Below are 24956 nucleotides of genomic sequence, written 5' to 3' on the forward strand. Positions count from 1 at the left end.
TCACGTAAGTTCCTCCACCTGGGCAGCGCGCCATCCGGGCTGCGCCGCATTTCCTCCTTGCCGGCCGCTCCAGGGCCGGTCGCGCGACGAACGCCGCAAGACTGTCATGGCATGCCCAAGCTTTCAGCTGGCTTTCAGCTTTTTTCGGGCGGCAAATTGTCAGCGTTTGCGCAGCCGACGTCGAAAGGGGCAACAATGCGGTCGAAGCGATGGGCATTTTCGGCTCATCTCGAAGGCCTGCGCCGTGCCGAACTCGCCGCCGCTCAAAGCCTGCGCAGCCAGACCTTGTTGTCATGAAACGCGGCGCCGCCATAGGGCGCGGGCGCGTCGGCGCCGGTCAGCACGTTGATGCCCTCGCCGCGCTCGTGCGCGCTGTTCGCCCAGATGCCTTCGGCCACCACCACGCCGCGCTTCACGCCATCGAAGAGCTTTGCGTGCAGCACCACCTCGCCGCGCCGGTTGCCGACCTCGACTCGGCCGCCTTCCTCGATGCCCAGCGCCGCCGCATCTTCCGGGTGCAAGAGGAGTTCCGGCCTGCCTTCCTTCGCCTGCGATACCGGCGTCTCGGAAAAGGTCGAGTTGAGGAAATTGCGCGCCGGCGACGTCGTCAGCCGGAACGGATGCTCTTTATCCGCCACCTCGATCAGCTCGACATGATCGGGGAATTCCGGCAGCCGCTCGACCGGGCCGAACAGGCCCATGCTCTTCGGCGGCCGGTTGGGCGCCGACTGTCCGGTCCAGTTGGCCCGGAAGTGGAACTTCTTGTCGGCATGGCCGAAGCCGTTGATGAAATGCGCGTCGTCGAAATCAGGCTGCAGGTCGACCCACTTCTGCTCCTTCAGGCTGTCGAAGCTGCCGAGCCCGCGCTTGCCCAGGATGATGTCGACATGCTGCCGCTCGGTCAGGCCGAAGCCCGGCCGGTCGGCGACGCCCAGCCGCTTTCCGAGTTCCTCGATGACATAGTGGTTGGTGCGCGGCCCTTCCGGCGGCTCGATCAGCTTGGGGCCGAGCGTGATGTGCTGGTTGCCGCCGCCCTTGTAGACGTCGTCATGCTCCAGAAACATCGTCGCCGGCAGCACGACATCGGCGAGCTTCGCCGTATCGGTCATGAACTGYTCGTGGACGCAGGTGAACAGGTTCTCGCGCAGGAAGCCCTGCCGCACCAGCCGCTGCTCGGGGGCKACATTGGCCGGATTGGTGTTCTGGATCAGCATCGCCGTCACCGGCGGGCCRCCATAAAGCGCGTCCCCGGCCCCGGTCAGCACCGGGCCGATGCGGGAATGGTCGAGATAGCGGACGCTTGGGTCCCGCATCGCCGTTCCCTCCAGCACGTCCTGGTTCAGCTTGAAGATGCCGGAATTGGAGTGGAAGGCGCCGCCGCCTTCATATTGCCAGGCGCCGATGACGGCGGCGATGCAGGAGGCGGCGTGCATGTTGACCGAGCCGTTGCGCTGGCGCGAGAAGCCGTAGCCGAGGCGGAAGTAGGTCTTCTTCGTCGTGCCGACGAGATGGGCGAAGGCCTCGATCTCGGCAACGCTGAGCCCGGTGATCTCGGCCGCCCATTCCGGCGTGCGCGTCCTCAAATGCTCTTCCAGCCCACGCGGATCGTCAGTGTATTTTTCGAGATAGGCGCGGTCAGCCATCCCGTCGCGGAACAGCACATGCATGACCGCGCAGGCGAGCGCGCCGTCGGTGCCGGGTTTCAGCACCAGGCCGAGATCGGCCTRCTTCATGGTGGCGTTCTCATAGATGTCGATGACGACGATCTTGGCGCCGCGTTCTTTGCGCGCTCTCGTCGCGTGGGTCATGACATTGACCTGGGTGACCACGGCATTGGTGCCCCAGATCACCACGCAGTCGGACTTCGCCATCTCGCGCGGATCGGGACCTCGCAGCGCGCCCGCCCCCATCATCCAGCCGGTCCAGGCAAGGTTGGTGYAGATCGAGCCGAAAAAGCCCGAATATTTCTTCGCGTGCCGCAGCCGCTCGATGCCGTCGCGCTGCACCAGCCCCATCGTGCCGGCATAGAAATAGGGCCAGACCGTCTCCGAGCCGTATTTCGCCTCGGCCGAGATGAACTTCTCCGCGACGAGATCGAGAGCCGCTTCCCAGCTCGCTTCCTTCCAGGCGCCCTCGCCCTTGGCGCCGGCACGAACCAGCGGCTTCAGCAGCCGGTCGGGGTGGTGGACGCGGTCGGCATAGCGGGCGACCTTGGCGCAGACGACACCCGCCGTGTAGCTGTTCGCCTTGGCGCCATGGACGCGGCCGATGCGGTTGTCGTCGAGCAGCTCGACCTCAAGCGCACAGGTGGACGGACAGTCATGCGGACAGGCCGAATGGCCGATCCTGAGCTTGGCGTGCTGGTTCATGCCGGGGTGTGTAGCGGGTTTTGCGGACGGCRTGTAGGGCCAGCTGTAGGAACTGTCGATCTCCCCCCTCGTGGCGGAGATGTCCGGCAGGACAGAGGGGGCGCGAAGGAACGCGGCCTTGGAAATTGTCTAGCTCTAAATCAGAAAACGGCCGTCGACGGCTTGATCACTGACAGGTTGGCGGGACAGCGCCTCCCTCTGCCCTGCCGGGCATCTCCCCCACAAGGGGGGAGATTAAGCACTCCCTACTCCCCAATCCCCTCCTCATATTCGGCCGACATCGTCAGCCACTTGTCCTCGTTCAGCGCCAGTGTCTGGGCCAACTGCGAGCGCTCCTTGGCGAGGCGGGTCGCGGTCGAGGGGTCCTTCTCGTAGACGGCCGGGTTGGCGAGTTCGTCCTCGATCAGGTCGATGCGCTTGCGGATGCGGTCCATCAGCGCCTCGGTGGCGCGGATTTCCTTGGCGAGCGGTTCGAGCGCGGCACGGCGCTGAGCAGCCTCGCGGCGGCGGTCGGCTTTCGACGTCTTTTCCGCCTCGCGCTGCTCGCGGCGGTTGGACGAGACGCCGGTGACCAGCGTCTTATAATCCTCGAGGTCGCCGTCATAGGGATTGACCGCGCCGTCCTTGACCAGCCACAGCCGGTCGGCCGTCGCCTCCAGGAGATGCCGGTCGTGGGAGATCAGAATCACGGCGCCCGGAAAATCATTCAGCGCATGGATCAGCGATTCACGGCTGTCGATGTCGAGGTGGTTGGTCGGCTCGTCGAGGATGAAGAGGTTCGGGCCCTCGAAGGCCGAGAGGCCCATCAGGAGGCGCGCCTTCTCGCCGCCGGAAAGATCTTTCGCCGCGGTGTTCATCTTCTCGGTCGAGAGACCGAACTGGGCGACGCGGGCGCGCACCTTGGCTTCCGGCRCATCCGGCATCAGCCGACGCACATGCTCATAGGCGCTTTCCTCGGGACGCAGGTCGTCGAGCTGGTGCTGGGCGAAGATCGCCACCTTCAAGCCCGGCGCGATCGTCATGGTGCCGGTTTCGGCCTTGAGGCGGCCGGCGAGCAATTTGGCGAAGGTCGACTTGCCGTTGCCGTTGGCGCCGAGCAGCGCGATGCGGTCGTCGGCATCGATGCGTAGCGTCATCTTCTTCAGCACCGGATTGCCCTCGGTGTAGCCGACATTGACGCCGTTCAGCGCCACGATGGGCGAGGCGACCGTCTTCACAGGCTCGGGGAAGGAAAACGGCCGCACCGTGTCGTTCACCACCGCCGCGATCGGCTTCAGCTTCTCCAGCGCCTTCAGCCGCGACTGCGCCTGCCTTGYCTTGGAAGCCTTGGCGCGAAAACGCTCGACGAAGGATTCCATGTGCTTGCGCTGCGCTTCCTGCTTGGCGCGGCTCTTTTCCTGCAGCTCGCGCTGCTCGGTGAGCTGGCGCTCGAACTGGTCGTAGCCGCCGCGCCAGAAGGTCAGCTTCTTCTGGTCGAGATGGACGATCGAGTTGACAGCGCGGTTGAGCAGATCACGGTCGTGCGAGATGAGCAGCACCGTGTGCGGATACTTTGAGACATAGTTCTCGAGCCAGAGCGTGCCTTCGAGGTCGAGATAGTTGGTCGGCTCGTCAAGCAGCAGAAGGTCGGGCTCCGAGAAGAGCACGGCGGCGAGCGCGACGCGCATGCGCCAGCCGCCGGAGAAGGACGAGGCGGGACGCTTCTGTGCGGCGTCGTCGAAGCCGAGGCCGGCGAGGATTGTGGCGGCGCGGGATTCGGCCGAATGCGCGTCGATGTCGGCGAGCCGTGTATGGATCTCGGCGATGCGGTGCGGGTCGGTGGCGGTCTTTTCCTCTTCGAGCAATGCCGTGCGCTCGACATCGGCCTTGAGCACGATGTCGATCAGCGGCTCCTCGGTGCCCGGCGCCTCTTGCGCCACTTGGCCGATGCGAGTGTTCTTCGGCAGGCTGATCGAGCCGGTCTCGGAGGGAAAATCGCCGGCGATCGCCTTGAACAGCGTCGTCTTGCCGGTGCCGTTGCGGCCGACGAGTCCGGCCTTGGTGCCGGCCGGCAAGGTCAGCGAGGCATGGTCGAGAAGCAGGCGCCCCGCCATGCGCAGCGAGAGGTCGTTGATGATAAGCATGGCCGGGCTTTTGCACGGGACGTCGGCGCTTCGCAAGAGCGACCCTTGACGAGGCCGACATGCGCCGCCGCAGGCCGTTCGGCAAAGCCTATTGGACTGGAACCAGTTGCCGACGCGAGCGTTTGAGGCCGGTGATCCGCTATTTCGCCCTCGCCTTCATCTTCTTCCAGGTCGCCACGACAGCTGCGCTGGCGACAGAGCTGGTTCTGTTCGCCGAAACCGGGCCGAATGCCCTGCCTCCCTCCAGCAATCCGGCGCAACTCGTCGTGAAGCCCRCAGGCACACGCGACAACATCGATCGCTATCCGAAGGTCACGACGCTGTGTGTCGAGGTGCCCGCGACCAGCGCACCGTCACCCTGATCGGCCGCGACTAATCCGTCTTGCGCACCCAACGCTAAAACGACGAAACGGATTCGGGCGACGCGGTCTCAGTCTTTGCTTGATGCTGTCGTTCCTCCCAAAACAGCTGCGCACTTTGGGCCGACATTCATTGRCCATCGGGATGAGCACTCCGCGGCGAAATGATAGAGCTGCCAGAGCAAGACAACCGTAAGTCGCTTGTTCACCTGCATTGTTGTAGCTGCTGCTAATGCCACCAGAAAAAGTCAAGAAACCTTCTGGGTCAGACGCGATGCTTGCCGAAAATAGACTTTAGTTTTCGTCGCGACCCTGCGAACTTAGGAATGCGCTCTGAGTCGCGTGTAGGCGCCAACAACGATCAGCAATAACAACAATGACTTCGATTTTTAGGAGCTCTCGATGGACGGGGCGGCCAACGATCTGCGCATGCTGAGATATGTCGCGGAGATCACGCGCGGACTGGCGAAGATGCTTTCGCGCACACGCTACCAGATGCTTGCCTATTTTCTGGAGATGACTGCGGTCGAGGCGGACAGCCTTGCCGTCGAGCAGGATCGCAGCCGCGCACTGACGCGCAAGCCGCCCCCGGACTGATGACCAGGAACGGCTCACAATCCTATCGCAGCACTTTATCCGGCGATAAGACGATCGAGAACGGCGAGGCATTTCAGCCGCTTCGCCGCGACGACCAGCCGGTCGTCATGCTCGACGATGGCACGCTCGAAATTGTCGAGCGCGTCGAGCGCAGCACCCAGATCGGCGGCGGGCAAGTTCAGCGAGAACAGGACACGCCGTGCCTTGACCCCCTCGCCTGCGTCGGCGCAAGACTGGATGGCCACCCTGCGACGCAACGCGCCGAGCGCGGCCAAAGAGTCTGCCGACGGCTTGGGGCCGTCCGCTGCAGGCAGCATGACCGACCGGCCTCAGCCCTTGGTTTTGCGCTTGCCCTTGCCGGTGTCCGCGGCCGGCTTGCGGCCGAGGCCGGAAGACTTGGCAAGCGCCGAGCGGGTGGCCGAATAGCTGGGCGCCACCATCGGATAATCAGCCGGCAGCCCCCATTTGGCACGGTATTCGTCCGGCGTCAGGCCATGGTCGGTCGACAGGTGCCGCTTCAACGACTTGAACTTCTTTCCATCCTCGAGGCAAACGATGTGATCGGGGAACACCGAACGCTTCGGATTGACCGCCGGCGTCAGCGGCGCGCTCTCCTTGACGGCGGGGCCGCCGGCGAGCTTGCGCACCGATGCGCTGACGCTAGCGATCAGATCCGGCAGGCCGGAAGCCGGAAGCGGATTGTTGCCGACATAGGCCGAGACAATGTCGGCGGTCAGCTCGATTGCAGTTTTGTCGTCGATATTGGACAATTTTTTCACCTTCTGCTGGCWCTCAAATGACCAGCTGTTTTTAAGACTTTGGTCCAGGTATCATATTGGACCCGTCCCCCAACGGACGGTCCAGAGTCAGTAAACGCACGAGCGACTCAATACCGAAGGCACGCTTTCACTGCGGGTCGTGCCCACGCAAGTTAGGAATTCTAATACCTGCACCAAACATTTTACAGCGCTAAATGCCGGCGCGGACGGACAATGACGTGTCAGCACTTCGGTTGTAGCGAACAACTCCGGCAAAGGCGAAGTTCAGGCCGAATACCGATACTGGTGAGCAGCGTCGGTCCCGGATGACCCACCATGCCCAATTCGTTCCGGCGGGTCGCTCAGTTCGCGGCGCGCAGCGGCTGTGATTCGCCGATCCACTATCGGCCGGGATCTCCAGCAGGCGCTTCCAGCGTGCGCAGCGGCCGAAATCCCTCCGCTCGATGGCCTTTTCGGCAGTTCGGGACTGTATGGGCGTCCATTCTACTTCTCGAAGATGGGGGCAACACTTGGCAAACAGTCGACTAGCGGCGCTACCCCTGTAAACTGGTGCCAGCGTTAGCGCAGCTTAAGGTCAACCTCCCCGTGCGGCTCCTCAGTCAAGTCAACCTGAACTCGCTGAAAATCGTCGAGAGCGCCGCCAGGCACAAGAATTTCACGCGCGCCGGCGAAGAGCAGTTCATCACCGCCTCGGCCGTCAGCCAGCGGGTGAAGAGCCTGGAGGACCAGCTGCGCTTCAAGATTTTCGAGCGCGGCGGCAATGCCGTATCGCTGACGCCGGAGGGCGAAACCTATGTAGCGCGGGTGCGCGAGGCGCTGCAGCGGATCGTAGCAGCCAACATGGAGGCCACCGGCCAGTCGCAGGCGCATGTGCTCAGAATCTGCGTTTTGCCCACCTTCGCGGCGCGCTGGCTGTTTCCGCGGCTTTCAGCCTTCCAGCGACAATATCCCGACATCGAAATGCGGGTCTCGACCTCCTGCGCCACGTACGAATTCTCGACCTCCGAATATGACTTGGAGATCCGTTACGGCGACGGCAATTTCCCCGGCCTCAAATCCGAGCTTCTGTTCAAGGAAGATCTGACGCCCGTGTGCAGCCGCGAGCTGTTCCGTGAGGTGCTGGGCGACAAGCCGCTCTCCAGGGTGACGCCGGAAGACCTCAGGCATTTCACCCTGCTCCACTCCGATACCTGTACTCAGAATTGGCGATCGTGGCTGGGCTTTGCCGGCGCGAGCTTCGTGCTTGGCGAGACGAAGAGCATCTATTTCGACTCCTGCATGATGTCCTACGAGGCCGCCAATGCCGGCATGGGCTTTGCCGTCGCCAACCGCGCCTATATGGCGAGCGACATCCGCGCCGAGCGGCTGGTGGCGCCGTTCGAAATCCACCACCCCAACACCGCCGGCTGGTATTTCGTCAGCCCCATCAAGGCAATGGGCGCCCGCAAGGTGGAACTGTTCAAGAAGTGGATCATGGCCGAGGCTGCGCTGACGCAGCGCCAGCTCGACATCGAGATCGCCGGCCTGCCGCTGGCGCTCGCCGCGATGGCGTGAGCGCCACGAAGGAAGCAACCGCCTCCGAGTTTTCCCGATCCTAGAAAGATACAGAATGGTTTGCCGGGCTATCGGTAGCCGGCTAGCGCGATCACACCATGACGCGGGGCAGAGACTCAGCTATTGTTGACTGTGCGGCGGGCCTGATCTTTCCCGCTTGGCCGGCGCTTACCAGCTTCCTCCCAAGCAGCGCCGGCCTTCTTCTGTGGCGGCGACGATTTGTGGCCGGCATTGCTTATCCCGAATTTCCCAGCCGACATCGCCCCATGCGGTCCGGCGCGTTCAGTCATTGCTTCGGCGGCGTGCCGGGCTGATCGCCGCCGGTGGTCGATTTCGGCACCGGGTTCTTGTCGACCTGCGGGTTCTGGTCGGCGGGCGCCTTGGTGGGCTGCACGCTGTTGTCGCAGGCGGCGAGACCGAGCACTGCCGCAAGGGCCAGCAGCATAGGAAGCTTCTTCATGACGACCTCCTCTCGTTCGCCCCTTTCATGAGGGCAAACGACGCGGTGGCGGTTTGGTTGCGCGAGCCGATTGCGGAACCAACCGGCCCATGGTCGGTTGGAAACCTGAAATCGATCGAACCGGCAATGAGGACATCGTCATGATCCGTCTGCTTCTCACCTGCCTGTTTGCCTACACGGCCTACCGTGTCACCAGGAGGATCATCGATGAGATCTCCGGCAACGCTGCGCCGTCGGATGAGCGGCGAACACTGBGGCGCCAATCGGCGGCGATGGGCGTGGAGCCGAAAAGGTAATACAGCCAATCTCTCCCTTGTTGTGGGGGAGATCAGCAGTTTCTACCATTGCGAACAAAGCGGAAACGATGCTTGATGGGCGATGAACATCGCCGCCCGTGATTCGTCCTTCGAAGCGCCCGCCTATCTTGCCCGGCTGAACGACGAGCAGCGGCTGGCCGTGGTGCATGGCGACGGCAAGGTGGCCGCACCGCTGCTGGTGATCGCCGGCGCGGGATCCGGCAAGACCAACACGCTGGCGCATCGCGTGGCGCATCTCATCGTCAAGGGCGCCGATCCGCGCCGTATCCTGCTGATGACCTTCTCGCGCCGCGCCGCCGCCGAGATGGCCAAGCGCGTCGAACGCATCGCCGGCGAGGTGCTGGGGCGCGACGCCGCAATCATTGCCGACGCGCTCGCCTGGGCCGGCACCTTCCACGGCATCGGCGCCAGACTCTTGCGCGACTATGCCGAGCAGATCCGCCTCGATCCCGCCTTCACCATCCATGACCGCGAGGATTCGGCCGACCTGATGAATCTTGCCCGGCACGAGCTCGGCTTTTCCAAGACCGAGAGCCGCTTTCCTACCAAAAGCACCTGCCTGCAGATCTATTCGCGCGCCGTCAACGCGCAGGCGCCTCTCGGCGAAGTGCTGGGCTCGGCCTTTCCCTGGTGCGCGGCATGGGCGGACCAGCTCAAGGAGCTGTTTTCGGCTTACGTCGAGGCCAAGCAGGCGCAGAACGTGCTCGATTACGACGACCTGTTGCTCTACTGGGCGCAGATGGCGGCGGAGCCCGCGCTTGCCGCGCATCTTTCCTCCCGCTTCGACCATGTCCTGGTCGACGAGTATCAGGACACCAACCGGCTGCAGGCCTCGATCCTGCTTGCGCTGAAGCCGGACGGCGCGGGTCTCACCGTGGTGGGCGACGACGCGCAGTCGATCTACTCCTTCCGCGCCGCGGAAGTGCGCAACATTCTCGACTTCCCGAAACAGTTCGCGCAAGGCGCCGAGATCGTCATGCTGGAGCGCAACTACCGCTCGACCGAGACGATCCTTGCAGCCGCCAACGCGGTGATCGGCGAGGCCACCGAGCGCTTCACCAAGAACCTGTGGACCGAGCGCAGTTCCTCCCACAAGCCGCAACTGGTGAGCGTGCGCGACGAGGCCGAGCAGGCGAACTATGTCTGCCAGGCGATCCTCGCCGAACGCGAGGCCGGCACGGCACTGAAGGCGCAGGCGGTGCTCTTCCGCGCCTCGCACCACAGCGGCCCGCTGGAAGTCGAGCTCACGCGCCGCAATATCCCGTTCGTGAAGTTCGGCGGGCTGAAGTTCCTCGACGCCGCCCATGTCAAGGACATGCTGGCGATGCTGCGCTTTGCCGAGAATCCGCGCGACCGTGTCGCCGGGTTCCGCGTGCTGCAGTTGATGCCGGGCATCGGCCCTTCGGCCGCCTCGCAGATCGTCGAGGCGATGGCGACGTCACTGGACGAGACGCTGGGCCTTGCCCGCTTCCGGCCGCCGCAGCGCGCGGCTGCAGATTGGCCCGTCTTCCTCGACATCTACAGCGGGCTGCGCGCCGGCCCGAAGTGGCCGGCCGACCTGGAGCGGATCAGGCTCTGGTACGAGCCGCACCTGGAGCGCATCCACGAGGACGCGATCACACGCCGGGCGGACCTGCTGCAACTCGAGCAGATCGCATCGACCTATCCGTCGCGCGAGCGATTCTTGACCGAGCTGACGCTCGATCCGCCCGACGCCACCAGCGACCAGGCCGGCCCGCCGCATCGCGACGAGGACTATCTCATTCTGTCCACCATCCACTCGGCCAAGGGCCAGGAATGGAAGAACGTGTTCGTGCTCAACACCGTCGACGGCTGCATCCCGGCCGATCTCGGCGTCGGCACCAAGGAGGACATCGAGGAGGAGCGCCGGCTGCTCTATGTGGCGATGACGCGGGCCAAGGACAGTCTGCATCTGGTGGTACCGCAGCGCTTTTATCCGCACAACCAGCCGGCGCGCGGCGACCGCCATGTCTATGCCTCGCGCACCCGCTTCATCCCCGCCTCGATGCTTGCAGCCTTCGAGCAGACGTCTTGGGCAAGCGCCACGATCAAAGACGATCCGCGCCAAAGGCCCGGCGTCAAGGTCGATCTCGGCGCGCGCATGCGCGGAATGTGGAAATAACCCGCCGCCCGGGCACGGCGGCCGCCACAACCAGGATCGGGGGGTGATCGGAGGCCTTGCCGACCCTTTCCAAGTATCTTTTCTATTAAATTATATATATCCCGGCCTCATCGCCTGGCTTGCAAGCTATCCGCCTCACAGCCATGCATTCACTAAAAATCATCCGAAAATTTCCAGTAACGCTATGGAACTTTTTGACACCTTACTCATTTCGTGAGCAAGTCATAATGCGAGGAGTTTTCTATGAAGACGCTTATAGTCGCCGCCATGGCGGCTGCAGTTTCGCTTACTGCCATTTCCGCGACCTCTGTTCCGTCGCAAGCTGCCAGCGTGTACATCACCACTGACGACAATATGCGCCATGACGACCGTTACTGGCGCTACCATCACCGCGAACGCGAACATTGGCGGTATTGGAAGCATGCCCGCAAATGCYGGGTGAAGGTGGAGAAGCGCTGGCGCCACGGCCATCTGGTGGTTCGTGAGGTGAAGGTCTGCCGATTCAACAACGGTTGGTAGCTTGGGRAGCCCAAGGACCGGGCGGGCGTGGCCGGACTGCCGCTTGCGGAGAGGAGCGGCAGCCTGAGCGCTCAAGAGCGATTCCTGGAAAATTCGGGGCATTTCGTCCGGGATTGCGTCGAACCGATCAAGAGAGGAAGCCGGCATGCGTTTCATTCCGTCAGCCACGAGCCGTCGACAGCGACTGGCTGAACTTGCCGGCCGGATTTTCGTCAATGTCGTCGCCGCCCTCATTGCCGGCATCGCCATCCTGTTCCTCCTGCTTTCGAGCCATTATCAGGGCGCACCGGCCAGTCCCGACGTTGCAATCACCGCAAAGCCATAGCAGCGGCCGCCCACTCCCACACAGCTTCACCGTCGGCCAAATTTCCCTGCGCCGGTGGCCGCTCTCGTGCTGCTTCAAGAAAAGTTAAAATGCGTGGAACCTCCCACCCCAAGACGCGTTGAGTGGCGGCCTACCCCAAGACCGAGGGTGGCAGCCCCGCCATGCTCGGCCCCAATTCGAGAGGTCTAAATGTACGACAGGACGTCCTTCACCCCGGTCGCTGTCAGTGTCGGCGCCGGCCACAAGCGCATGCTTGCTTCGCTGTCCGACATGCACGAGTTCCTGACCGAGTTTCCGCCGTCGCGCCGGCGGCTGAGCTACGGCGCCGCGGTGAAGGCCTGCGAGGCGGCGCGCGCCGGCAAAATCTCCGCCGAATCGGCGCGCGACGCGATGATCAACTTCGCGGTGACCGCCGGCATTCTCTGGCCGTCGGACCAGCCGATCGTCTCGGTGAAGCCGGTCGCGCGCGGCTATGGCGGCTTCGCCGCCTGACTAGTCCAGGCCGGCGCTGGCGCCAGAGGCCCGGACAAATCCCGCCTGAGACGGCTCTCGGGCGGCCGTTCTCGTTGAGGCCCGACTTTTGCGACGCATGCCGCGGCCTCTGCCGGATCCCCTGAAACTTTTCTTGCGCTGCGTGAAACATCGCACAGAACATTCGCGCTGCCCATGCAGTTTGCCGACATGCAGCAGGGGGGTGGATGTTTCTCGATCGCGACCAGTTCAAGCCGGCGGCGGAAATGAGGCTCGGCCGGGACAAGTCGTCGATCCTGGTCACCGTAACCGACCAGACGGCGTGCGAGCTCGGCGAGGCCGTCTATGCCTGGATCACCGCCGACGGCAAGCCGGTGCGCATCGGCGCCTGCGGCGCGTCGGCGGGCAAACGGCTCCTCTCCTATCCCGCCTACATCAACCGGAGCCTCGCCGGACACAGCGGCGCGACGCCGAAATGGGAAGCGTTGAAGTGGCTTGGCCTGCTCACCGCGCACGGCATGCTAACGGCGGTTGTTCATCAGCCTGAGCCGGCATTAACGGCGGCAGGCTGGATTCGACCCTATCTCGACGTCGAGCGGCAGCTGATCCGCCAGCACAGGCCGCTGCTCAACCGCAGTCACCGGTGAAGCGRCTCGGGCAAGTCCCTGCGGCGAAGAGCCCTTCAGTGGATCGTGCCGGCGACGTCGCCCGAAAACGCGCCCGGCGGCCCCTCAAAGCTCACCTGGTCGCGTCCGTTCGACTTCGCTTTGTAGAGATGCCTGTCTGCAACCTGGAACATATGGCGATAGGTGGTGGGTCCGCTGAAGGCGACGCCGCCGATGCTGACCGAGAGCGGCCATGGCGCTCCGGCGGGTGCGAATTCGGCTTCGCTGATGCGCCGCCTGATCGATTCCGCGACAAGGGAGGAGCGCGTCGCGTCGGCGCCCGGAAGAAAGACCGCGAATTCCTCGCCGCCGATGCGCCCGACAATGTCGGCGCCGTGGAGTTGGCCTTGGATGGTCCTGGCGATCAGCTTCAGCGCCTGGTCGCCGCAATCGTGCCCGAGGCGGTCGTTGATCGACTTGAAGTGGTCGGCGTCGATGATCAGCAGCGCGCCGGCATCGGCGACGGCGTGGCTGCGGGCCTGCTCGAGATAGGCCTCGACCAGCATTGAGAAGGCGCCGCGGTTGAAGACGGCCGTCAGGCTGTCGGTCGCGGCAATGATGCTGAGCTCCTTCTGGGCGATCGCCAGCTGGCGCATCTTCCACATCAAGAAGAACAGGAAGGAACCGCCAAGGACAAGCGGCAGGAACAGGTCGGTGAGCTTGGCCCAGAGCAGCGCGGCAGGCGACAGCGAGGGAAAGTTGAAGGAGTCGACAAAGAAGGCGGCGGCGATGAAGAAGGCGGTGCCGGCGACGGTCACGACCACGACCCTGCCCCAACTCGTGGGGGACAAATCGATGCGCATGTCTTTGCTCCCACCGCAACTGACCCATTGTGCAGCGCGAGGGCAAACGAAGTCCTAATCCATTCGCTCCAATGCAAGCTTGGTTCACCGGCAGTCAGCGACCGCGGATGCAGAGGCGATCGAAAAGGCCCGCCACGGGGTGGCGGGCCTTTGTTCCGAACCTGCGGCTCGGAGAGCGTGCCAGAGCACTTTCGCGAATTGCTTCAGCGGGCGCTCATACCGCCGGAGCCGCCCACCCCGGCGCCACCGCTGAGGCCACCGGTCCCACCAAAGGTGGCCCCGGCACCAGTGGTGGCACCCGCGGAACCGCCAACCGAGCCGCTGCCGCTGAGGCCGCCGGTCCCACCAAAGGTGGCGCCGGTTCCAGTGGTCGCACCCGTGGAGCCGCCAAACGAGCCGCCGGCGCCGCCGACGGTGCCGCTGCCACCTATACCGCCCGTCGCACCAAACGAGGTGCCGAAGCCAGTGGTGGTACCCGTAGAGCCGCCAATCGTGACACCCGTGCCGGCATTCAAGTTGCCGGAACCGCCCACGCCGACGCCGCCGCTGAGGCCACCGCTTCCACCAAACGAGGTGCCGGTGGTTGTGCCCGCGGAGCCGCCGACGAAGCCGCCCGCGCCTGCATTCAAGCCGCCGGAGCCGCCCACGCCGACGCCCCCGATATTGCTGCCGAAGCCTGTGCCCAGACTGGTAGAACCGCCGACCGAGCTAGCCGCGCCGGTGCTCAGGCCACCCGAGCCACCCACGCCACCGTTATCGATGCCAAAGCCGATGTCGAGATCAGCAGCATTCGCCGGCACGGCGAGAATGGCGATGCCGCCGACCAGCGTGACGGCGATTTTTTCTACGATACCATTCATGGCATTCTCCTTCGTAGCCACATTTTTTTCCGCACGCATCCGCCGGAGCGCCGTGTCCGTGCGCATGCTTGTGCGAGAGGGAACGAGAGGAAATACGAACGCAGCCCGTCAGGGTTCCATTTTTCCAGAGGAAAAATTCGTTGTTCTAAAATGAATACGAGTTTTTCTTGATGTTTGAGCTACAGCAACAATCGATGACCGAGGGCTGTAGGCACGATCGCAGAGCTGACCGGCACATGACAATTGCAACCTGCCGGGCATTCCGACGGCAATCGGAGACGGGTCCCCGTTGGCCTGCGCCTCAGGCGTAGGCGCGGCCTTCCTCGGAGCGTTGGAATAGCATCAGGTCGAGCGGCACGGAGGGCCTCCCGAGCACGGTGAGGCACATATGCGCCTGGCCGCGATGGTGGGTCTGGTGGTTGAAAAAATGGCTGAGCGCCGGCTCCAGCCGCTGCGAGACGGTGCGCATGTCGACGGTCATGTAAGAGAAACGGCCGGCCAGCGCCTTGTCGCTCATGCCGCTCATCCAGTCGACGATCCGTTGGTCCTCGGCCTCGCGTGCCAGGCGCAGGCCGGGCAGGCCGCGATAGAGGATCGCCGCGGTGTTCGCGGGCGCRTCGCCCTCGCCGGTGAAGCGCTTCATCCAGACGCGGTCGACGGCGAGCAGGTGGTTGAGCGTGCCAAGCATCGAGCCGAAGAAAGCGCCGACGTCGCGGCCGAGTTCCTCGTCGTCGAGATCGGCGGCGGCATCGTAGATGCGCGCGTTGGCCCATTGATTGTAGGCCGCAAACATCATGAAATGCTGTTTCATTCTTCCATCCGGCTCACAACGAATCCCGGCTCTTCGTAACCCGCAGGAACAGACCCGCCAATGACCATTCTCTTCTATGACCTCGTCGGCCACGACACCCAGCGCCCATTTAGCCCGCATTGCTGGAAGGCCAAGATGGCGCTGGCCCATAAGGTGCTGGCCGCCACCAAGGTGCCGACGCGCTTTCTCGAAGTGCCGAAGGTCGAAGGCGGCGTGTCGAAGACGGTGCCGGTGATCCGGGACGGCGAGCGCGTGGTGGTCGATTCCTTCGCGATCGCGCTCTATCTCGACGAGGCCTATCCCGAGCGGCCGACGCTATTTGGCGGCGAAGGCGGCAAGGCGATGGCGCGCTTCATCGAGCGCTGGTCGCAACTCACCATCCACCCCTATGTCGCAACGGTGGCGCTTACCGACCTGCACGGGATGCAGGACGAGCCGAACGGCCGCTACTTCCGAGAGGACCGCGAGCGGCGCTACGGCAAGCGGCTGGAAGAGGTGGTGGCCGGCCGTGATGYGGGGCTCGCCGGCTTCCGCGCCTCGCTGGAGCCGCTGCGCTCGATGCTCACCTACCAGCCCTTCATCGGCGGAGCCTCGCCGCTCTTTGCCGACTACATCGTCTTCGGTGCGCTGCAATGGGCGCGCATCGCCTCGCCCTACCGACTGCTCGGGGACAGCGACAGCATAGCCCAGTGGTTCGAGCGCTGCCTCGACCTGCATGACGGCATCGGCCGGCAGGTCGCGGCAGCGGCGTGACGGAAATGGCCCCGCGGGACCAGGAGCGGCAGGATCGCCATGCTGCGCTATGAGATGCAGGCCGAGATATGGGTCTATCCCGGCAAGGGCGGCTGGCATTTCGTGACGCTGCCGGTCGAGTTCGCGGCGCGGATCAAGGCGGCGATGGCGGGGCTTGCGCGGCCCTGGGGCTCGCTCGGCGTGACGGCCGTGATCGGCAAGACAAGGTGGAGCACGTCACTCTTCCCGGACAAGGCGTCCGGCAGCCTGCTTTTGCCGGTCAAGGCTTCGGTGCGGCAGCGCGAAGGGCTGAAGGCCGGCGACGTGCCGACATTGGCCATAGAGGTCGAGCTTTGATGCATGCCGCCAAAGTGCGCAGCGGAACTACACGGACCCAAGGCCGCCTCAATCCGAATTCGACGCGACGCGCCTTAGCGTCTACTTCGGCGCGGCCTCGCTCGGCGCTTCCTTGCTCGGCGCCTGCTTATCGAGCAGCCTGACGCAGACCCGGTTGCCCTGCTCCGAGGGCGCGCACTTCCATTCCGGGCCGAGGCCGAAATTGCGCCCCTGTTTCGGCACCAGCAGCAGGCCCAGCACAACCAGGCACAGCAATACAGCCATGAAAAGGATGCCGGCGATGTCACCGGGTCTGAGGTGAGGCCAGTTCATCGCTTCCAGCTCCGCTGCAGCGACGCTCCGGGCCTGTCACGCAAGTCGGCCAAAAGTGCGCAGCGGTTTGGGCGACTTGCATCAAAACAAAGACTTAAAGCGCGTCGCCTCAATCCGTTTCAGCGCGACGGACTTTAAGCGAAGCAGGCTCGCAGCCGTCTAATTATCACGCAAAGAGCCGGCCTTGACCAGAAGCCGCCTCCCCTTGGCAAGCCGTCGAGCGGCTTGTATAGAGCCCGCCACTCCAATTTCCATTCCCACAACAAGGACGACCCAATGGCGATCGAACGCACCTTCTCCATGATCAAGCCGGATGCCACCAAGCGCAATCTGACCGGCGCCATCACCAAGATGCTGGAAGACGCGGGCCTGCGCGTCATCGCGTCGCGCCGCGTGTGGATGAGCCGCCGCGAAGCCGAAGGCTTCTACGCCGTTCACAAGGATCGTCCGTTCTTCGGCGAACTCGTCGAGTTCATGTCGTCGGGTCCGACCGTCATTCAGGTGCTGGAGGGCGAAAACGCCATCGCCAAGAACCGCGAAGTGATGGGCGCCACCAACCCGGCCAATGCCGCCGAGGGCACCATCCGCAAGGTGCATGCGCTGTCGATCGGCGAGAATTCGGTGCACGGCTCGGACGCGCCGGAAACCGCCTCGCAGGAAATCCGCTATTGGTTCTCCGATACCGAGATCGTCGGCTGAGCCGGAAGTATCGATTTTGCAACGAAGGCGGCCCTGGGCCGCCTTTTTTGTCGCAGCGGGGTGGGCGGTCCAACCATTCGCTCTAGATCGCCCGTCATCGGCGACTAGTGACAAAGGGCGTCGCCGGCTGCTAGCGATCATCGCGCTTCCGCCCATGAGTAGGGAGGGAAACATGATCAACCCCCATGTTTCCAAGAGTGGCGTAGCATATCCGGACGATCTCGTCCTGCTGAAGCGTATCTATGACCAGGTCTGYGAAGAGCGGGGAATTTCCCGCGGCAGCCCCGAGGCTTCCGAACTGGCGATCGAAGCCATGAAGCTGTTTTCCGCAGGCATTTTCGACGAAGACTCGATCAGCCGCCGTCTTCGTCACCGTTAGAGCAACTCCAGAAAAACTGGTCCGCGGTTTTTCCTGGAATTGCATCAGAACAGAGGGGGGTAGAGCGGTCTGCGTTTCGCTGAAACGGTAAACCGCTCCGAGGCAATTTCAGCGTTTGGAATTAGCCATTTGTGTCTACGCAATTGGCAAGGGAAGGCTGTTGCGCAGCATTCTGTATTGCATCGGGCGGTCGGCCGGGCTCAGTCCTCCTCGCCGTAGCGGATGACTTCGACTTTCTCCCTGGTGATCAGGCAGCTGTTGGTCAGCGCCTTGATCTCGGGAATGAGCGCATCGATCTTCTCCGGCGCGTCGACGATCTCGACGACGATGGGCAGGTCCTGCGATAGCCTCAGGATCTTGGCGGTGTGGAGCACRCTCGATCGACCGAAGCCGAGCGGTCCCCTAAGCACCGTCGCGCCCGCCATGCCGGCCTTGCGCGCCGCGATGACGATCGCCTCATGCAGCGGCTTGCCGTCGGCCGCCYTGTCGTCCTCGCCGAAGAAGATCCTGAGCAGTACGCATTGGCTCGGCAGTCCCATGTTGTCCTCCCTTGTCACCTGTTGATCGGCAGGCGGTTGAGCCTGGCGGCCATGACATAGCCAAGCCAGGCGGCCGCCAGCGACAGCGCCACGACACCGACAAGATAGATCGCGGCCAGCCGCAGGTCGCCTTCGAAAAGCAGAATGAAAGTGTCGAAGCTCATGGTCGAGAAGGTGGTGAGGCCGCCGCAAAGGCCGGCCATGACAAAATTGCGGCCGGCCGAGCCGACCATCAAACGGCCGTCCGGCCGGGTCAGCGTAGCGAAGGCCATGATCATCCAGCAGCCGACGATGTTGACGAAGGCGGTGGCGCAAAGCGCGCTGAAGCCGAGCAGCGAGACGATGACGTAGCCGGACAGGAAACGCGCCAGCGAGCCGATCGCCGAGCCGCAGCCGACCGCAAGATAGAGCGACGTCGCCGAGCGCTTGTTGTTGCGTGCCATGGCCGCTCAACCCGCCATCCGGAGTGCGGCCCAGAACCCCAGGGCGACCGAAAATAAGCAAAGCGCCGCCGAGGCGGCGACGTTGAAGGCGGCCAGCCGCCGCTCGCCGTCGAGCGCGAGGTTCAGCGTTTGYAGGCAAAAGGAGGAGACCGTGGTGTAGCCACCGAACAGACCGACGACGATGAAATCGCGGAGCAGATCGCTGGCGACGACGCCGCCGAGGGCCCGCGCCGCGCCGCCGAAGGCACCGATCGCCAGCGCGCCGGAGACGTTGACCAGCAGCGTGCCCCAGGGAAAGGTCTCGCCGATTCTGCGGCCGACCAGGCCAGACAGGAAAAAGCGGCAAATGCCGCCAAGGAAACCGCCAATCAGGACCAGGGCGCAGGCCGCAAGGGTCATCGCTTCATTGCCTCTCCAAAGGCGATTCCCTCGCGAGAATCGCGCAAGTATTCGTTGTCGCAATTCCGGACGGAAGACCACTGCGCAGTCTTCCTGGAATTTGCTACAGACAGGCATGATGCGAGCAGAAAAACCAATCCTGCCGCGCGAAAGCACGCCTGGCAGGAGTCATCAGCCCTTAAGGGCGGTTTCGGGGGAACCCCATCCCCATTTTTTGGCGAAGCTAGAGCGGTTCACCGTCTCACGGAAGAGCCGCGCTAGCTCTTTGTCAGGCGCAATACCGGACGGAAAACCGCTTCACACTTTTTCCTGGAATTGCTCTAGGCGGTCGCGGCGGCGCGGTCAATCGGCGTCATCGGATCAGCGGCGTGTCCCAGAGATCGCCGAGCAGCGCCTTCAACTCCTGAAAAGCGCTTCTCGCCGAGTTCCTCGGCCCATTCGCGCTCGATGTCCATGAGGACGTCGACCATCTTCTGGTAAGCCGCGCGGCCGCGGTCGGTGAAATGGACGACCGTCCCGCCGCCATCGTGGGGATCGGCGCTGCCACGGCCTGACGCCAGCAGCGCCGCCGCCGAGGGCCTGATCCTTGACTACCATTTTGGGAATCTGAAAAGGYATAGCGTTCCTTTGCGCCCCCCTCTGTCCAGAGGGGAGCGCTGTCCCGCCGGTATCAGGAGGTACTTCCCGGCTTTCGCTACTTCGGCTGGCGCTCTTTTACATTCGCATGTTGGTTTGCCGCCGCGGTATCGGTAGCCGGCGTCTTGGTCTCCTCACCGGTGAACGGACTGCCCTGTCCGGGCGCGAGGTCGCCGCTGTGGCCGGCCTTGTTGGTCTGGAACGGCTGACTGTCGGTGCTGAGGCCATGCTGGGTTRCATTGAACAGATGGTCGTCTGCCCTGGCGAGGCCGGCGAAGGCAATCAACGATGCACCGGCAGCGGCAAGKATGAGCGCATGCTTTTTCATATCTGGGCTCCTTTGGGTGGCCAGATCGAGCCGCGCATTCGGTCTGGCGGTTTCAACCGAGGGACATTTCGGGAAACATCCCCCTTTGCCCGCCCGCCAACTTCTTAGGTAACGCTTCGGCTGCCCGAAATATTCCAACAAACGTGGCAGGGGGAAGTTCCGGTATCCGCGCCGTGTGCCGGGCGAAGCGTCAGGACGCCGCCGTCTTCAGCACGACTGTCCGCGGCTTGCCGTCCAGCGGATCGACCTGGTGGCGTTCAATGGCGTCGGAGAGCTCCCACGCATTGCCTTCTGAGCTATTTGTCCGACGTTTTCCAGCGATCCGCCGCCTGGTCGTCGGCCTCCTTGGCCTCGACCCAGCCGCCTTCGGAACCGTCGGCGCGGTGCTCCTTCTTCCAGAAGGGCGCGCGCGACTTCAGATAGTCCATTAGGAAGTTTGCCGCCTCGAAGGCGGCATGGCGGTGCGCGGAGGCCGCCACCACCAGCACGATGTTTTCGCCTGGCGCGATTTTTCCGTGGCGGTGGATGACACTGAGCCCCTGCAGCGGCCAGCGCTCGATGGCCTCGGCGGCGATGCGGCCGATCTCGGCCTCGGCCATGCCGGGATAATGCTCGAGCTCGAGGGCCGCGAGCGCGCCCGCTTCGTCGCGGCAGAGACCGGAAAAAGTCACCAYGGCGCCGATATCGGCGCGGCCCCTTGTCAGGGCGGCAATCTCGGCGGCGACGTCGAAATCCTCGCGCTGAACGCGAATGGCAGGCACGACGGCGCTCGCCATCTCAGCCCCCGGTCATCGGCGGAAACAGCGCGATCTCGCGCGCGCCCGCGATCTTCTCGCGGTGGCCGACATGTTCCTGGTTGATGGCGACGCGGATCACATCGGGGTATTGCAGCGCGTTCTCGTATTCCTCGCCGCGCGACTTCAGCCAGCGCAGCAGGTCGGCGACCGTCTCGATGCCGGCCGGCAGCTCGACATGCTCTTCCGGCTTGCCGATCCGCTCGCGTACCCAGGCGAAATAGATGAGCTTGGTGGACATCTCACTCGTCCATGATGTGCTTCAGTCCGGCACGGAAATAATCGTAGCCGGTGTAGAGCGTGACAAGTGCCGCGATCCATAGCAACACCAGGCCGATCTGAGTGGTCAGCGGAAAGATCTTATCACCAGCCGGGCCGACAAGCAGGAAGGCGATGGCGACCATCTGGATCGTCGTCTTCCATTTCGCGAGCTGGGTGACCGGCACCGAGACCTTCAGGGCGGCCAGATACTCGCGCAGGCCCGAGACCAGGATCTCGCGGCACAGGATGATGATCGCCGCCCAGAGCGACCAGCCGGCGATGCCGCCGTGACGATCGGTGTCGGCAGCCAGTAGCAGCAGGCAGGTGGCGACCAGAAGCTTGTCGGCGATCGGGTCCAGCATCTTGCCGATGTTGGAGGTCTGCTGCCAGGCGCGCGCAAAATAGCCGTCAAAGTAGTCGGTGACGGAGGCCAGCAGGAAAATGGCCAGCGCCGACCAGCGGGCGAAGTCGGACGACTTCAGATGGCCTTCCAGGAAAAAGCACAGCACCACCAGCGGGACCGCAAGGATGCGGGCGTAGGTGAGGACGTTCGGAAGGTTGAAAGCGCGCTGGGCCATGTCTGATCGGGAACTCTCTCCGCCTCCCGTACTCAAATCAGAAGCCGATGTGGGGGGTCAACAGGCGAGATTCGATTGGCCAGGCAAAAATAGCGCCGGGTGTGTCGAGATTGGGGTGATGGCGGCATTACCTGAGGCCCGAGGCATCGTTAGGCGGCGCAGGACCGAAGCTCCGTCGCGAAGACCCCAGGATGTCGACTCCGCGGGCGTCTCGGCCAATCTCCAACGTACGGCAAACCAGCACGCTGCACTGTCAAACTTCCGTGCCGGAAACTCACTTTCAGCTCTCGTGAAAATGATTGTAGACCAGCTTCGCAATATGTTCGGAGATGCCGTCGACCTTGACCAGATCCTCGACCGCGGCGCGGCTGACCGCCTTGGCGGTGCCGAAATGGTGGAGCAGCGCGCGCTTGCGGCCGGGGCCGATGCCGGCGATCTCGTCGAGCGGGCTCTTGACCATCTCCTTCTTGCGGCGGGCGCGATGCGAGCCGATGGCGAAGCGGTGCACCTCGTCGCGCAGGCGCTGGACGAAATAGAGCACGGGGTCGCGCACCGGCAGCATGAAGGAGTCCCTGCCCTTGACGAAGAAGCGCTCGCGGCCGGCGTCGCGGTCGGGACCCTTGGCGATGCCGATCGCCGCGACGCGGTCCTCGATGCCGAGATCGGACAGGATCTTGCGCACCGCCGACATCTGGCCCTGGCCGCCGTCGATCAGGATGACGTCGGGCCAGGCCGGGAAGCTGCCGCTCCCTTCGACAAGGTCGTCGGCCGTATCGACCTCGGCCTCAGCGGCGGCCGCAGCGGAAGACTTGGCGTCGCCGTGCTCCCTGATCAGCCGCGAGAAACGTCGCTCCATCACTTCGCGCATCATGCCGAAATCGTCGCCCGGCGTGATCTCGGTCGAGCGGATGTTGAATTTTCTGTACTGGTTCTTCACGAAGCCTTCCGGCCCGGCGACGATCATCGCCCCAACGGCATTTGTGCCCATGATGTGCGAGTTGTCGTAGACCTCGATGCGTACCGGCGGCTTCTCGAGGCCGAAGGTCTCGGCGAAGCCCTGCAGCAGCCGCGCCTGCGTTGAGGTTTCCGCCAGCCTGCGGCCGAGCGCCTCGCGCGCGTTCTGCAGTGCGTGGTCGGTCAAATCCTTCTTCTCGCCGCGCTGCGGCACCGAGATCGCCACCTTGCGGCCGACGCGGGTGGAGAGCGCCTCGGCAAGCAGCTCCTGCTCCTGCACCGCCTGCGAGAGCAGCAGCGCCCGCGCCGGCAGCTTGTCGTCGTAGAACTGCGCCAGGAACGAGCCCAGCACCTCGGACGGGTCCATCGCTGGATCGGCCTTGGGGAAATAGGCGCGATTGCCCCAGTTCTGGCCGGTGCGGAAGAAGAAGACCTGGATGCAGGTCTGGCCGCCTTCCTGATGGATGGCAAAGACGTCCGCCTCCTCGACCGTCTGCGGGTTGATGCCCTGATGCGCCTGCACATGCGAGAGCGCCGCGAGCCGGTCGCGATAGATGGCTGCGCGCTCGAAATCGAGCTCCTCCGCGGCCTCCTGCATGGCAGCGGAAATCTCGGTCTTCACCTTCTGGCTGCGGCCGGAGAGGAAATCCTTCGCCTCGGCCACCAGCTCGGCATAGCCCTGATGCGAGATCTCGCCGGTACAGGGGCCGGCGCAGCGCTTGATCTGGTAGAGCAGGCAGGGCCGCGTGCGGTTCTCGTAAAAGGAGTCCGTGCAGCTCCGCAGCAGGAAGGCGCGCTGCAGCGAATTGATGGTGCGCCCGACCGCGCCGGCGGACGCGAACGGACCGAAATAGTCGCCCTTGCGCGAGCGCGCGCCGCGATGCTTGTAGATGCCGGGCGAGACATGGTCGCCGGTGAGCAGGATGTAGGGGAACGACTTGTCGTCCCGCATCAAGACGTTGAAGCGGGGCCTGAGCCGCTTGATCAGGTTGGCCTCGAGCAGCAGCGCCTCGATCTCGGTGCGGGTGACGACGAACTCCATCGTCGCCGTCTCGCGCACCATGCGGCCGATGCGTGCGGTGTGGAAGCGCCCCTGCGCATAGTTCGTGACGCGCTTCTTCAGGCTGCGCGCCTTGCCGACATAGAGCACGTCGCCGGCCGCGTTCATCATGCGATAGACGCCTGGCTGGTTGGGCAGTCGCTTGACAAAGGCCTGGATCACCTCGGCGCCGACCATGCCGTCGGCATCGCCGGCATGCGGCGTCCAGTCGATCGCGGTGAAGGCGACGTCGGGGCCGGCCGGGAGGGCTTCGGGCTCGACGATCTCCTCCGCCGCCTCATCCTCGATGTCGATATCGGGGTCGACATCGGGCGGCAGGTCGTCGGCGGCGCCGTTTCGCTTGTGTCTATGGGCTGCGGGACTCATTCCACCATGCCTGTCACATCGGGCGTCTGCCATGCAAGATGCTGGCCGCCATCGAGCGCGATCATCTGGCCAGTCACCGAGCGCGCTTGCCAGAGGTAGCGGATAGTGGCGCCGAATTCCGGCAATTGCGGGCCGCGCTTCAGGATCAGCCCCTCGACCTGCTTGCCGAAATCGTCATCGTCCTGGCGCTTGTTCTTCAGCGTCGGACCTGGCCCGATGGCGTTGACGCGGATCCGCGGGCCAAGCGCCTGCGCAAGCATCTGGGTCTCGGTCCACAGCGCCGATTTCGACAGCGCATAAGAGAAATAGCGCGGCGTCGGCCGCCAGACACGCTGGTCGATGATGTTGACGATCAACCCCTCCTCGCCTTCCGGCAAGGCGCGGGCAAAATTCTGYGCGAGCAGCGCCGGTGCCTTCACATGGATGGCGAAGTGGCGATCCCAGGCCTTCCAGTCGAAATCCTCGATACGGTCGTCGACGAAGAGCGAGGCGTTGTTGACGAGCAGCGTGACAGGCCCGAGTGCTGCCTGCGCGCGGCCGATAAGATCGCCGACGGCCGCCATGTCGGTGAGATCGGCGACAACCGCGGCGGCGCGGCCGCCCTCTTCCCTGATGCGGCCTGCCAAGGCCTCGGCCTCGGCTGCCGAACGGTTGGCGTGGATGGCGACGGCAAAGCCATGCGCGGCAAGATCCTCGACGATCGCCTTGCCGATCCTTCTCGCCCCACCCGTCACCAGCGCCACGCCAGCGRCTTGTGTCATCTGTCAAATCCTTAATCGGCGCCGCGATTCCGGTAGCCGGCACAATGTGACGGGCCAAGCGTTAAATGYCATTTCCACCTGGGGCAGGAATGTGGCGAAGCGGCCCATACGCACGCTTGCCCGGCCCGGATTCGGGCCCGTCATAGTGCAATATATGTCGCTGAACCCCTTGCACCAAGCGGCGTGCAGCGCAACGTGCCCAG

At 64.0% G+C, this 24956-nt stretch carries 32 protein-coding genes and 1 riboswitch; of the genes, 13 read left to right on the plus strand and 19 right to left on the minus strand.

The features are described from left to right. Positions 1 to 263: 263 nt before the first annotated feature. Positions 264 to 2369, minus strand: coding sequence for a molybdopterin-containing oxidoreductase family protein (locus ORS3428_RS18980; RefSeq protein ID WP_071099830.1), 2106 nt, complete (start codon positions 2367 to 2369; stop codon positions 264 to 266). Between the two features lie 245 nt (positions 2370 to 2614). Then, the gene (locus ORS3428_RS18985) at positions 2615 to 4492 is read right to left on the minus strand and encodes an ABC-F family ATP-binding cassette domain-containing protein (protein WP_071099831.1); all 1878 of its coding nucleotides are present in this window, start codon (positions 4490 to 4492) and stop codon (positions 2615 to 2617) included. Positions 4493 to 4551: 59 nt separating this feature from the next. Here ORS3428_RS18985 and ORS3428_RS18990 point away from each other — a divergent pair, with 59 nt between their 5' ends. Beyond that, a complete protein-coding gene (locus ORS3428_RS18990; RefSeq protein WP_131802922.1) occupies positions 4552 to 4854 on the plus strand; it encodes a hypothetical protein in 303 nt (100 codons plus the stop codon). Positions 4855 to 5253: 399 nt separating this feature from the next. After that, positions 5254 to 5448: a hypothetical protein gene (locus tag ORS3428_RS18995; protein WP_071099833.1), complete on the plus strand. Its 195-nt coding sequence runs from the start codon at positions 5254 to 5256 to the stop codon at positions 5446 to 5448. 35 nt (positions 5449 to 5483) lie between these two features. Here the strand turns inward: ORS3428_RS18995 and ORS3428_RS19000 are convergent, their stop codons facing one another. After that, entirely contained in the window at positions 5484 to 5765 is a 282-nt protein-coding gene (locus ORS3428_RS19000) for a hypothetical protein (protein ID WP_131802923.1), read from the minus strand. A gap of 12 nt (positions 5766 to 5777) precedes the next feature. Beyond that, a complete protein-coding gene (locus ORS3428_RS19005; protein ID WP_071100241.1) occupies positions 5778 to 6218 on the minus strand; it encodes a MucR family transcriptional regulator in 441 nt (146 codons plus the stop codon). A 594-nt stretch (positions 6219 to 6812) separates the two neighbouring features. Between ORS3428_RS19005 and ORS3428_RS19010 the strand changes: the two genes are divergently transcribed. Further along, on the plus strand, positions 6813 to 7781 hold the full coding sequence (locus ORS3428_RS19010; RefSeq protein WP_071099835.1) for a LysR substrate-binding domain-containing protein: 969 nt from the start codon (positions 6813 to 6815) through the stop codon (positions 7779 to 7781). Between the two features lie 286 nt (positions 7782 to 8067). Here the strand turns inward: ORS3428_RS19010 and ORS3428_RS33560 are convergent, their stop codons facing one another. After that, positions 8068 to 8241, minus strand: a complete 174-nt coding sequence (locus ORS3428_RS33560; protein WP_172833704.1) for a hypothetical protein — start codon at positions 8239 to 8241, stop codon at positions 8068 to 8070. 140 nt (positions 8242 to 8381) lie between these two features. On the opposite strand from ORS3428_RS33560, the gene ORS3428_RS33565 reads away from it, so the two are divergent. The 6 genes from ORS3428_RS33565 to ORS3428_RS19035 all read left to right on the plus strand — a co-directional run bounded on the left by ORS3428_RS33565 (position 8382) and on the right by ORS3428_RS19035 (position 12663). Beyond that, positions 8382 to 8537 carry a hypothetical protein gene (locus ORS3428_RS33565; RefSeq protein ID WP_172833705.1) on the plus strand — a complete coding sequence of 52 codons (156 nt, stop codon included), beginning with the start codon at positions 8382 to 8384 and terminating at the stop codon, positions 8535 to 8537. An 82-nt stretch (positions 8538 to 8619) separates the two neighbouring features. Then, entirely contained in the window at positions 8620 to 10701 is a 2082-nt protein-coding gene (locus tag ORS3428_RS19020) for an ATP-dependent helicase (protein ID WP_071099837.1), read from the plus strand. Positions 10702 to 10944: 243 nt separating this feature from the next. Then, positions 10945 to 11220: a hypothetical protein gene (locus ORS3428_RS19025; RefSeq protein WP_071099838.1), complete on the plus strand. Its 276-nt coding sequence runs from the start codon at positions 10945 to 10947 to the stop codon at positions 11218 to 11220. A 145-nt stretch (positions 11221 to 11365) separates the two neighbouring features. Next, a complete protein-coding gene (locus tag ORS3428_RS33095) occupies positions 11366 to 11545 on the plus strand; it encodes a hypothetical protein (protein ID WP_131802924.1) in 180 nt (59 codons plus the stop codon). 189 nt (positions 11546 to 11734) lie between these two features. Further along, positions 11735 to 12037, plus strand: a complete 303-nt coding sequence (locus ORS3428_RS19030) for a DUF982 domain-containing protein (RefSeq protein WP_071099839.1) — start codon at positions 11735 to 11737, stop codon at positions 12035 to 12037. A gap of 206 nt (positions 12038 to 12243) precedes the next feature. Continuing rightward, positions 12244 to 12663, plus strand: coding sequence for a hypothetical protein (locus tag ORS3428_RS19035; protein WP_071099840.1), 420 nt, complete (start codon positions 12244 to 12246; stop codon positions 12661 to 12663). Positions 12664 to 12698: 35 nt separating this feature from the next. Here ORS3428_RS19035 and ORS3428_RS19040 read toward each other — a convergent pair whose 3' ends face one another. The 3 genes from ORS3428_RS19040 to ORS3428_RS19050 all read right to left on the minus strand — a co-directional run bounded on the left by ORS3428_RS19040 (position 12699) and on the right by ORS3428_RS19050 (position 15155). After that, positions 12699 to 13484, minus strand: coding sequence for a GGDEF domain-containing protein (locus tag ORS3428_RS19040; protein ID WP_071099841.1), 786 nt, complete (start codon positions 13482 to 13484; stop codon positions 12699 to 12701). 203 nt (positions 13485 to 13687) lie between these two features. After that, positions 13688 to 14344 carry a hypothetical protein gene (locus tag ORS3428_RS32545; protein ID WP_131802925.1) on the minus strand — a complete coding sequence of 219 codons (657 nt, stop codon included), beginning with the start codon at positions 14342 to 14344 and terminating at the stop codon, positions 13688 to 13690. A gap of 301 nt (positions 14345 to 14645) precedes the next feature. Further along, a complete protein-coding gene (locus tag ORS3428_RS19050; protein WP_071099843.1) occupies positions 14646 to 15155 on the minus strand; it encodes a DinB family protein in 510 nt (169 codons plus the stop codon). 60 nt (positions 15156 to 15215) lie between these two features. Between ORS3428_RS19050 and ORS3428_RS19055 the strand changes: the two genes are divergently transcribed. Continuing rightward, entirely contained in the window at positions 15216 to 15908 is a 693-nt protein-coding gene (locus ORS3428_RS19055; protein ID WP_071099844.1) for a glutathione S-transferase family protein, read from the plus strand. 39 nt (positions 15909 to 15947) lie between these two features. Further along, positions 15948 to 16244: a DUF1905 domain-containing protein gene (locus ORS3428_RS19060; protein WP_071099845.1), complete on the plus strand. Its 297-nt coding sequence runs from the start codon at positions 15948 to 15950 to the stop codon at positions 16242 to 16244. A gap of 81 nt (positions 16245 to 16325) precedes the next feature. Here ORS3428_RS19060 and ORS3428_RS19065 read toward each other — a convergent pair whose 3' ends face one another. Beyond that, on the minus strand, positions 16326 to 16556 hold the full coding sequence (locus ORS3428_RS19065) for a hypothetical protein (protein ID WP_071099846.1): 231 nt from the start codon (positions 16554 to 16556) through the stop codon (positions 16326 to 16328). Between the two features lie 276 nt (positions 16557 to 16832). Here ORS3428_RS19065 and ndk point away from each other — a divergent pair, with 276 nt between their 5' ends. Further along, positions 16833 to 17255, plus strand: coding sequence for a nucleoside-diphosphate kinase (gene ndk, locus ORS3428_RS19070; RefSeq protein ID WP_071099847.1), 423 nt, complete (start codon positions 16833 to 16835; stop codon positions 17253 to 17255). Positions 17256 to 17427: 172 nt separating this feature from the next. Beyond that, entirely contained in the window at positions 17428 to 17634 is a 207-nt protein-coding gene (locus ORS3428_RS19075) for a hypothetical protein (protein ID WP_071099848.1), read from the plus strand. Between the two features lie 200 nt (positions 17635 to 17834). Here the strand turns inward: ORS3428_RS19075 and ORS3428_RS19080 are convergent, their stop codons facing one another. The 10 genes from ORS3428_RS19080 to ORS3428_RS19120 form a co-directional block, all read right to left on the minus strand. Then, positions 17835 to 18173 carry a DUF190 domain-containing protein gene (locus ORS3428_RS19080; RefSeq protein ID WP_071100242.1) on the minus strand — a complete coding sequence of 113 codons (339 nt, stop codon included), beginning with the start codon at positions 18171 to 18173 and terminating at the stop codon, positions 17835 to 17837. 14 nt (positions 18174 to 18187) lie between these two features. Next, positions 18188 to 18616, minus strand: coding sequence for a fluoride efflux transporter CrcB (crcB, locus tag ORS3428_RS19085; protein ID WP_071099849.1), 429 nt, complete (start codon positions 18614 to 18616; stop codon positions 18188 to 18190). Between the two features lie 6 nt (positions 18617 to 18622). Beyond that, on the minus strand, positions 18623 to 19015 hold the full coding sequence (crcB, locus tag ORS3428_RS19090) for a fluoride efflux transporter CrcB (protein ID WP_071099850.1): 393 nt from the start codon (positions 19013 to 19015) through the stop codon (positions 18623 to 18625). Between the two features lie 155 nt (positions 19016 to 19170). Then, positions 19171 to 19233, minus strand: a riboswitch (Fluoride riboswitch). Between the two features lie 102 nt (positions 19234 to 19335). After that, the gene (locus tag ORS3428_RS34230; RefSeq protein WP_274534814.1) at positions 19336 to 19470 is read right to left on the minus strand and encodes a hypothetical protein; all 135 of its coding nucleotides are present in this window, start codon (positions 19468 to 19470) and stop codon (positions 19336 to 19338) included. A 239-nt stretch (positions 19471 to 19709) separates the two neighbouring features. Continuing rightward, positions 19710 to 19979: a hypothetical protein gene (locus ORS3428_RS19095; RefSeq protein ID WP_071099851.1), complete on the minus strand. Its 270-nt coding sequence runs from the start codon at positions 19977 to 19979 to the stop codon at positions 19710 to 19712. A gap of 296 nt (positions 19980 to 20275) precedes the next feature. Further along, the gene (locus ORS3428_RS19100) at positions 20276 to 20755 is read right to left on the minus strand and encodes a molybdenum cofactor biosynthesis protein MoaE (protein ID WP_071099852.1); all 480 of its coding nucleotides are present in this window, start codon (positions 20753 to 20755) and stop codon (positions 20276 to 20278) included. A 1-nt stretch (position 20756) separates the two neighbouring features. Beyond that, positions 20757 to 21014 (minus strand): molybdopterin converting factor subunit 1, encoded by a 258-nt coding sequence (gene moaD, locus ORS3428_RS19105; protein ID WP_040972157.1) that lies wholly within the window; start codon positions 21012 to 21014, stop codon positions 20757 to 20759. Between the two features lies 1 nt (position 21015). Continuing rightward, positions 21016 to 21612 carry a CDP-diacylglycerol--glycerol-3-phosphate 3-phosphatidyltransferase gene (gene pgsA, locus ORS3428_RS19110; RefSeq protein ID WP_071099853.1) on the minus strand — a complete coding sequence of 199 codons (597 nt, stop codon included), beginning with the start codon at positions 21610 to 21612 and terminating at the stop codon, positions 21016 to 21018. Positions 21613 to 21892: 280 nt separating this feature from the next. Then, on the minus strand, positions 21893 to 23992 hold the full coding sequence (gene uvrC, locus ORS3428_RS19115) for an excinuclease ABC subunit UvrC (RefSeq protein ID WP_071099854.1): 2100 nt from the start codon (positions 23990 to 23992) through the stop codon (positions 21893 to 21895). Beyond that, the gene (locus ORS3428_RS19120; RefSeq protein ID WP_071099855.1) at positions 23989 to 24753 is read right to left on the minus strand and encodes an SDR family oxidoreductase; all 765 of its coding nucleotides are present in this window, start codon (positions 24751 to 24753) and stop codon (positions 23989 to 23991) included. The genes uvrC and ORS3428_RS19120 overlap by 4 nt, the downstream gene beginning before the upstream one ends. Positions 24754 to 24956: the final 203 nt, after the last annotated feature.

Origin of the sequence: Mesorhizobium sp. ORS 3428, from assembly GCF_001854785.1 — a bacterium.
In the GTDB taxonomy this organism is placed as follows: Bacteria; Pseudomonadota; Alphaproteobacteria; order Rhizobiales; family Rhizobiaceae; genus Mesorhizobium.

Excerpts from the sequence above, each read along its gene's own strand:
- ORS3428_RS32545 (WP_131802925.1), bottom strand. The coding sequence starts at position 14,344 with ATGAATGGTATCGTAGAAAAAATCGCCGTCACGCTGGTCGGCGGCATC.
- crcB (WP_071099849.1), bottom strand. The coding sequence starts at position 18,616 with ATGGCACGCAACAACAAGCGCTCGGCGACGTCGCTCTATCTTGCGGTC.
- pgsA (WP_071099853.1), bottom strand. The coding sequence starts at position 21,612 with ATGGCCCAGCGCGCTTTCAACCTTCCGAACGTCCTCACCTACGCCCGC.
- ORS3428_RS19040 (WP_071099841.1), bottom strand. The coding sequence starts at position 13,484 with ATGCGCATCGATTTGTCCCCCACGAGTTGGGGCAGGGTCGTGGTCGTG.
- ORS3428_RS33095 (WP_131802924.1), top strand. The coding sequence starts at position 11,366 with ATGCGTTTCATTCCGTCAGCCACGAGCCGTCGACAGCGACTGGCTGAA.
- ORS3428_RS19030 (WP_071099839.1), top strand. The coding sequence starts at position 11,735 with ATGTACGACAGGACGTCCTTCACCCCGGTCGCTGTCAGTGTCGGCGCC.
- ORS3428_RS19065 (WP_071099846.1), bottom strand. The coding sequence starts at position 16,556 with ATGAACTGGCCTCACCTCAGACCCGGTGACATCGCCGGCATCCTTTTC.
- ORS3428_RS19020 (WP_071099837.1), top strand. The coding sequence starts at position 8,620 with ATGAACATCGCCGCCCGTGATTCGTCCTTCGAAGCGCCCGCCTATCTT.
- uvrC (WP_071099854.1), bottom strand. The coding sequence starts at position 23,992 with ATGAGTCCCGCAGCCCATAGACACAAGCGAAACGGCGCCGCCGACGAC.
- moaD (WP_040972157.1), bottom strand. The coding sequence starts at position 21,014 with ATGTCCACCAAGCTCATCTATTTCGCCTGGGTACGCGAGCGGATCGGC.
- ORS3428_RS19035 (WP_071099840.1), top strand. The coding sequence starts at position 12,244 with ATGTTTCTCGATCGCGACCAGTTCAAGCCGGCGGCGGAAATGAGGCTC.
- ORS3428_RS18995 (WP_071099833.1), top strand. The coding sequence starts at position 5,254 with ATGGACGGGGCGGCCAACGATCTGCGCATGCTGAGATATGTCGCGGAG.
- ORS3428_RS34230 (WP_274534814.1), bottom strand. The coding sequence starts at position 19,470 with ATGGACATCGAGCGCGAATGGGCCGAGGAACTCGGCGAGAAGCGCTTT.
- ORS3428_RS19060 (WP_071099845.1), top strand. The coding sequence starts at position 15,948 with ATGCTGCGCTATGAGATGCAGGCCGAGATATGGGTCTATCCCGGCAAG.
- ORS3428_RS33560 (WP_172833704.1), bottom strand. The coding sequence starts at position 8,241 with ATGAAGAAGCTTCCTATGCTGCTGGCCCTTGCGGCAGTGCTCGGTCTC.
- ORS3428_RS19000 (WP_131802923.1), bottom strand. The coding sequence starts at position 5,765 with ATGCTGCCTGCAGCGGACGGCCCCAAGCCGTCGGCAGACTCTTTGGCC.
- ndk (WP_071099847.1), top strand. The coding sequence starts at position 16,833 with ATGGCGATCGAACGCACCTTCTCCATGATCAAGCCGGATGCCACCAAG.